Origin of the sequence: Streptomyces sp. NPDC020490 (assembly GCF_044335305.1) — a bacterium.
GTDB lineage: Bacteria > Actinomycetota > Actinomycetes > Streptomycetales > Streptomycetaceae > Streptomyces.
In genome coordinates this window covers 43,041-49,347 of record NZ_JBIRUY010000055.1, presented here as the reverse complement: position 1 = coordinate 49,347, position 6,307 = coordinate 43,041, and the positions used below count along the sequence as shown (strand labels likewise).

At 66.6% G+C, this 6,307-nt stretch carries 4 protein-coding genes and 2 pseudogenes; 3 read left to right on the top strand and 3 right to left on the bottom strand.

The features are described from left to right. Nucleotides 1-69: 69 nt before the first annotated feature. Nucleotides 70-1,050: a hypothetical protein gene (locus ACH4ZX_RS37605; protein WP_398282962.1), complete on the bottom strand. Its 981-nt coding sequence runs from the start codon at nt 1,048-1,050 to the stop codon at nt 70-72. A gap of 201 nt (nt 1,051-1,251) precedes the next feature. Here ACH4ZX_RS37605 and ACH4ZX_RS37600 point away from each other — a divergent pair, with 201 nt between their 5' ends. Both ACH4ZX_RS37600 and istA read left to right on the top strand, forming a co-directional pair. After that, a complete protein-coding gene (locus tag ACH4ZX_RS37600; protein ID WP_398282960.1) occupies nt 1,252-2,082 on the top strand; it encodes a TetR/AcrR family transcriptional regulator in 831 nt (276 codons plus the stop codon). A gap of 364 nt (nt 2,083-2,446) precedes the next feature. Then, nucleotides 2,447-3,835, top strand: a pseudogene (istA, locus tag ACH4ZX_RS37595) (IS21 family transposase); the annotation flags it as partial. A gap of 3 nt (nt 3,836-3,838) precedes the next feature. On the opposite strand, the pseudogene ACH4ZX_RS37590 reads toward istA, so the two are convergent. Together ACH4ZX_RS37590 and ACH4ZX_RS37585 are read right to left on the bottom strand one after the other, a co-directional pair. Next, a pseudogene (locus ACH4ZX_RS37590) lies at nt 3,839-4,215 on the bottom strand (transposase); the annotation flags it as partial. 321 nt (nt 4,216-4,536) lie between these two features. Next, nucleotides 4,537-5,502 (bottom strand): PLP-dependent cysteine synthase family protein, encoded by a 966-nt coding sequence (locus tag ACH4ZX_RS37585; RefSeq protein ID WP_398282958.1) that lies wholly within the window; start codon nt 5,500-5,502, stop codon nt 4,537-4,539. 135 nt (nt 5,503-5,637) lie between these two features. On the opposite strand from ACH4ZX_RS37585, the gene ACH4ZX_RS37580 reads away from it, so the two are divergent. Next, on the top strand, nt 5,638-6,273 hold the full coding sequence (locus ACH4ZX_RS37580) for a winged helix-turn-helix transcriptional regulator (RefSeq protein WP_398282956.1): 636 nt from the start codon (nt 5,638-5,640) through the stop codon (nt 6,271-6,273). Nucleotides 6,274-6,307 lie beyond the last annotated feature (34 nt).

Below are 6,307 nucleotides of genomic sequence, written 5' to 3'. Positions count from 1 at the left end.
AAGCTCCGCTGCAGCACCACCCGCATCACCGACCTGGTCAAGGCCGTACTCGCCCTTCACCTGGCCACGTCAAGCTGAGGTTGGAAAAGCCTCAATGTGCGGCTGTGCTGCTGCACTGCCGGGGCGGGCGCTTCGGTTGCGGCGATCGGCAACCAGGAGCAGCCCAAGACCGAGGGCGACCCAAGCGGCGAGGATGAGGGCCGGGCCTGTTGCGTCGGCTCCGTCGAAGAAGGCATTGGCGCGCAGCAGGCTGCCGGAGGCGCCCGGCGGTAGGAGCTGGCCGAGAGTGGACCAGCCGGAGGGGAGCCAGTAGGGGCCAGTGCTGAGGCCGGACAGGGGGTTGCCCAGGAGCAGCATAACTGCGGCTCCGGCGCCAAGCCCGGTGAAACCCATGAGTGCTTCCAACCCCATGAATGTCATGGACAGGGCGGCCATACCGAGGCTCAGCCCGAGGGCGGTGAGCCAATAGTCACCGGCCAGTGATCCAGTCCCGTACTGCAGAGTCTCGGTGACGGCCGCTCCGGCGAGCAGAGAGAAGAGTGTGACGCCGGCTACGCGTGTGCGCATGCCGGCGCGGCCGGGGAAGAGGCGGGTGAGGATAACGGCGGGGAAGATCCCGCTGAAGATCAGCGGCAGACCAGCGGTAGCGAACCCAGCTCCGCGGGGGTCGTCCTCGGGGTAGGGCACAAGGTCGTGGACGGTGGCCGACATCTGATGCTGGGCGGCGGCAGCGTTGCCCAGAGCCGTCAGGGCATTGGTGGCTATCGGTGCTCCGGCGGTGGCCGTGTAGATGTCGATGCCGTCGGCGCCGAGAGCCAGACCGCCTACGACCTGTCGCTCCTTGACTGCGGAAGTGAGAGCGGCGGTGTCGTGGTAGACGGTGACGTCCCACTCGGCCCCTTGCAGCTTCTCTTTCAGAGCCTGGGTAGCGGCCTTGGGTCCGGTCGCGCCAACCGGGATGTGGTGGGGTCCGCTGTTGATGCTGGGCAGGGCGAAGGCGCAAAGCATCAGGATGACCACGCCGGTCAGGCCGAGCAGGACGCTCGCCATTTTCCGTGCTGTCCCCGGCTGGGACGCCGAGGAAGTGGGTTGATCAGACATGAAGGGAGGGCTCTCTTTACGGCCTGCCCGCTGCCTGTCTGGCACAGAAAAGCGCGGGCAGGGGGGAGATGGATGTGCGTCTGAAGCCGGCCGAGGCGACGGCCCTGGACTCGACTGCGTGGTACACGATTACAGGTTATACTTATCCGTATGTCAAACCTAGATGGTGTCGCATACCAAGCAGTCCCCGAGGGCGTGGTGCAAGCCGCGCTGCGCGTGTCGCGTAGGCGCGGCGTCCCGGTCGCCGACGTCCCCATCATCGCGGTCGCCGAGGAGGCCGGACTTTCCCGGAGCACCCTGATGCGGCGCCTCGGGGGTTCCCGCCGTGCCCTGGATGAGGCGGTGCGCGCTGCGGGCGTCGATCCCGGAGGACAGAAGTCGGTTCGTGAGCGTGCAGTGGAGGCCGCAGCCGGCCTCATCAGCGAGCACGGGCTCGTCGCAGTCACCTTGGAACGGGTGGCCGACGACGCGCAGTGCTCCGTGCACAGCCTGTATGCGGTGTTCGGCGGCCGGGACGGCCTGCTGCGTGCCGTCTACGAGCGCTACAGCCCGATCCTGGACGTCGAAGCTGTTCTCGCGGTCCCGCGCGAGGCCCTGCCGGAGACGGTCCGGGCGATCTACCGTCTCTTGGTCGACGCTCTGAGCCGCGAACCGCGGGTCCTGCCCGCCATGCTCGCCGACGTCCTGTCCCGCCCCGACGACCCGGCCGTCCAATCCATCTACCAGCACGCCTTCTCCCGCATCATCGAGGGCGTCGGGCAGTGGCTCACCAGCGAGGTCGCCGCCGGCCGCATCCGCGACTTTCACCCATTGCTTCTCGTCCAGCAAATGATCGGCCCCCTACTCGCCTACTTCGTTATGCGACCTGCTGCGGCCCACCTGTCCGGGGCGGCTCTGCCTACGTCCGCGGAGGCGGTCGAGGTCTTCGCGCAGAACTTCCTGAAGGCCGTAGCCCGCTCCTCGGCCTCCGGAACGACCTGATGCGGTCTGTCGTGCCCACGACATCCCGGTAGGTCGGGCACGCATGCACCGTCGGTCCTCGTTGTTCTCGACGGCGTCCAGGCCCGGGTGAGCCGTGCGCAGGTCCCGCCCGCGGGTCGTTTCCGCCGCCGGGCCACGAAGCAACTGACGCCGCAGTCCCGCGACGCAGCAGGCCGGATCACGACGGAGAGCCGCGCCGCGCCCGGTACCTGCCGCGGGGACAGGGAAGAAGATCCGCATGTCGGCGTACAAGTGAACGTGCACCACTTCGTACGGAGGAATGTGCACCGTTTTCGGTGCGGTGATGGGGTGTTGGCCGTGAGTCTGCTGCTGTCGGTTCGGGGTGGCAGGGAGGCGGCTGACGGTGGTCTTGGATCCACATCGGTGGCTGGAGTTGAGGCGGTTTCGTCCGCTGTACGAGTCCGGTGCGATGAGCCTGAGGGAGATCGCGAAGGAGACGGGGCTGAACCGGCGGACGGTCGGCAAGTACCTCAAAGACCCCGCTTCGGTCGCGCCGCCGCAGAGAGAAGCAGCAGGCCAGCGGCCGCGGCGCGTGGTGGACGAGGTCGCGCCGCTGATCGACGCGATGCTCAGGGCCGAGATCCTGCTCAAGGGAAGGGTGATCCATGAGCGCCTGGTCCAGGAGTACGGGGTCGGCATCAACTACCAGCGGGTGAAGCTCTATCTGCAGGAGGCCCGGCCCCGGATCGCGGAGGAACTGGGCATCGGCCCGGGTGAGCTGGCGGGTCTGCACCGGCGGTTCGAGGTCGTTCCGGGTGCTCAGGCCCAGGTGGACTGGGGCGATGAGGGCAAGATCCTCGCCCATGTCGGCATCCCGAAGGTCTACTCGTTCCACATGACGCTGTCGTACTCGCGTGATCCGTTCTGCTGCTTCACCACCAGCCAGGACCTGGCGGCGTTCTTCGACTGCCACCGTCAGGCGTTCGCGCACTTCGGCGGGGTTCCGATGAGCAGCGTCTACGACCGCACCAAGACGGTCGTGCGCCGGCACGTCGCTCCAGGTGAGGCGGTTCCGCTGCACCCGGAGGCGGTCGCCTTCGCCGGGCACTACGACTTCGACATCGACGTGCTGGCCGCCTACCGCCCGCAGGGCAAGGGGCGGGTCGAGCGGCAGGTGAACATCGTCCGCGACCATGTGCTGGCCGGCCGGGCCTTCTCCTCCGTCGAGGAACTGGACGCCGCGTTCATGGCCTGGGTTCCATTGCGGCGGGCGAAGGTCCACGGCACTCATGGCGAAGTCATCGGACACCGGGCCGTGCGTGATCATATGGCCCTCCGCCCGCTGCCTGCGGCCCCCTATGTGGTCGCCCAGCGGCATCTGCGGCACGTCGGCAAGGACTGCCTGGTCGCCTTCGATGCGAACCTCTACTCGGTGCCCGCCCGCAGGGTCCGCCCTCGTCAACTGGTCGAGATCCGGGCCACGAAGTCCCAGATCACGCTGCACTCCACCGTCCCTGACGCCAGCGGGCAGACGCTGCTGGCCGTCCACCCTCGGGCGGTTGGCCGCGGCGCCCGCATCGTGGATGAGAGGCACTGGGACGGCCTTCCCACCGGCGCCGGCCGTCGGGTCACCACCGGCGACGACGCTCTGTCTCCACCTCGACGCAGCAGCCGGCCGGGCCGGCCGGAGACCGGACCGCTGCAGGCTCTGCTGAACCGGTCCGTCGCCGCCCACGTCGAGGTCGGCCGCCGTCCGCTGTCGGTCTATGACCAACTGACCGGCACCCGTCCCTCGGCAGATCGGCTCGACACCGCCGAAGCGGTCCCGGTGCTCGTCGATGAACGCTACGAGCGCGTGTGTGGCCGGTCGAGCTCGGCCGCGAAGAAAGACGCAGCCGCCTTCAGGATCTCGTTGGCGCGCTTCAGCTCGGCGTTCTCCTTCTTCAGCCGCTTCAGCTCGGCCGACTCCTCGCTCGTGGTACCCGGCCGGGTACCGGCGTCGATCTGGTCCTGCCGCACCCACTTGCGCAGCGTCTCGGTCGTGCCGATCCCGAGCTTGGACGCGACCGCTTTCATCGCGGCCCACTCGGTGTCGTAGTCGGGCCGCACCTCGGCGACCATCCGCACCGCACGACGGCGCAGCTCAAGCGGGTACTGGGAAGGACGTGCCATGACTCGATCCTCTCAAATGATCGAGTCCCTACCGAACCCGGAACGGTTCAGGCCCGTCAGCGGGCGAGGAAGGCCCACACCCGTAACGATGACTGAACTCGGGTGCATCAAAAGCCACTTACCTCCGTAGTCGTCAATGTAACGCACCACGTCAGCTCATCTGGCGGTGGCAATAACCCTTTGGCCTGCCGCCCCGGCCTGGGTCGGCACCGGCAGTGGTTTCCGCACTAGCGCCGACTTGCCGGCTATGCGACCAGGACTTGGCCACCACAGCCACGGCCGACTGCATGACCAACATCGGACTGAGCCGCACCCGTATCGTCAGCGCAGGTATACGCTCGTGCTCAGGTATTTCAGGCCCGAGTCAACCAGCAGGGTGGCGACTCTAGCCGTCGGCCCAAGACGCTGCCCAACCCGAATTGCCGCAAGGACATTTGCCCCCGACGACGTTCCCGCGAACAGGCCCTCCTCCCGGGCCAGGCGCCTGGCCATGTCCTCGGCATCCGCGGTCGGTACGGAAACGATCTCGTCCGGGAGCGTAGGGTCCCACATCGGAGGCCTGTAGCCGATACCTATGCCCTCAATGAGGTGAGCGCCCGGTTGTCCACCGGACAGCACCGCGGACTCTGCCGGTTCCACTGCGATGACCCGAAGGCCCGGGTGGTGGCGCTTGAGGGCGCTCGCCGCCCCGCGCAGTGAGGCCGCTGTGCCGATCGACTGGACGAAGGCGTCGACTCGTCCACCCGTCTGCACCCAGATTTCTTCGCCCATCGAGTGGTAGCCGACGATGCTGTCGGTGTTGTTGAGCTGGTCGGTCCAGTAGGTGCCTGGTTGTCGGCTAAACTCTTTCGCCTTCTCAATCATGCCTTCGATGAGGGCCTTCGTGATCAGACCACCCTCGCTCGGGATGAGGGTCAGTTCCGCACCAAACGCTGCCATCTGGATCAGTTTGTCGTTGCTGAACGCGTCCGAGGTGACGATCCGCAGACGGTACCCCTTGGCCGCGCAGACCAAAGCGAGTGACGCACCTGTGCTGCCGCCCGTGTACTCCACAACGGTGCCACCCGGCCGCAGCCGGCCGTCGCCTTCGGCTCTCGCGATCATTGACTGCGCCATGCGGTCCTTCATACTGCCTGTTGGATTATGCCCTTCGACCTTGACGAAGACTTCCGCGCACCCGGATGGGACGACCCGGTGCAATTTCACCAGCGGCGTATGTCCGATTGCCCCCAGTATGCTAAGTTCTGCGCCCATGATCGAGTCGGTCCCCTCGGTGTCTTTGCTCACGCTCTCGATCGTCGGTCGCGGACCCTGAACCACGCTAGTTCAACTCTTGAACCGCGATATCAGTCGCCCCCTGCGTACGATGCACCAGTGAGGGGATACGGGCAGTTCTGCGCGGTGGCACGGGCTCTAGAGGCCGTGGGCGAGCGTTGGACCCTGCTGATCGTCCGGGAACTACTGCTCGGCGCGTCATCCTTCTCCGATATTCGCCGCGGGCTGCCCCGCATCCCACGAGCAACTTTGGCTGCGCGACTACGCGCACTGCGCGCCATCGGCGTCATCGACGATGGCTACCGGCTCACGCAGATCGGCGCCGCGCTGGCCCCGGTGGTGCGAGAGCTGGCCCGGTGGGCTGTTGCCACCGACAGCGCTGCCCTGACTGCGGACGATCTCGACACATCCGCACTGACCTGGGACATTCAGCGTCGGATCGACACGAGTGCGCTACCTGAGCGCTCGGTCGTGCTCGCGCTTGAGTTCAGCGACCGCACCGCGCCCAATCGCAACTTCTGGCTGCATCTGTCACGCACGAACATCAACCTATGCCGCCAAGACACCGGGACACCGGTGGACATCTGGCTCACCGCACCAACCGAGGCGGTTACCAGATGGTGGCTTGGTCACATGTCCTGGGCACAACTGCTGCAGGATCATGAGGTACAAGTGCACGGCGACCGATCCCTCCAGTGCCAGATGCACCGCTGGTTCCAGAGGTACCTCTTTACCCCGGGAAACCTCGGGACGGCAGGATCGCAGCCGACAGACGTACCTTGAGATGACCTCTGGTGACTGCTGTGAAGCCGTCACT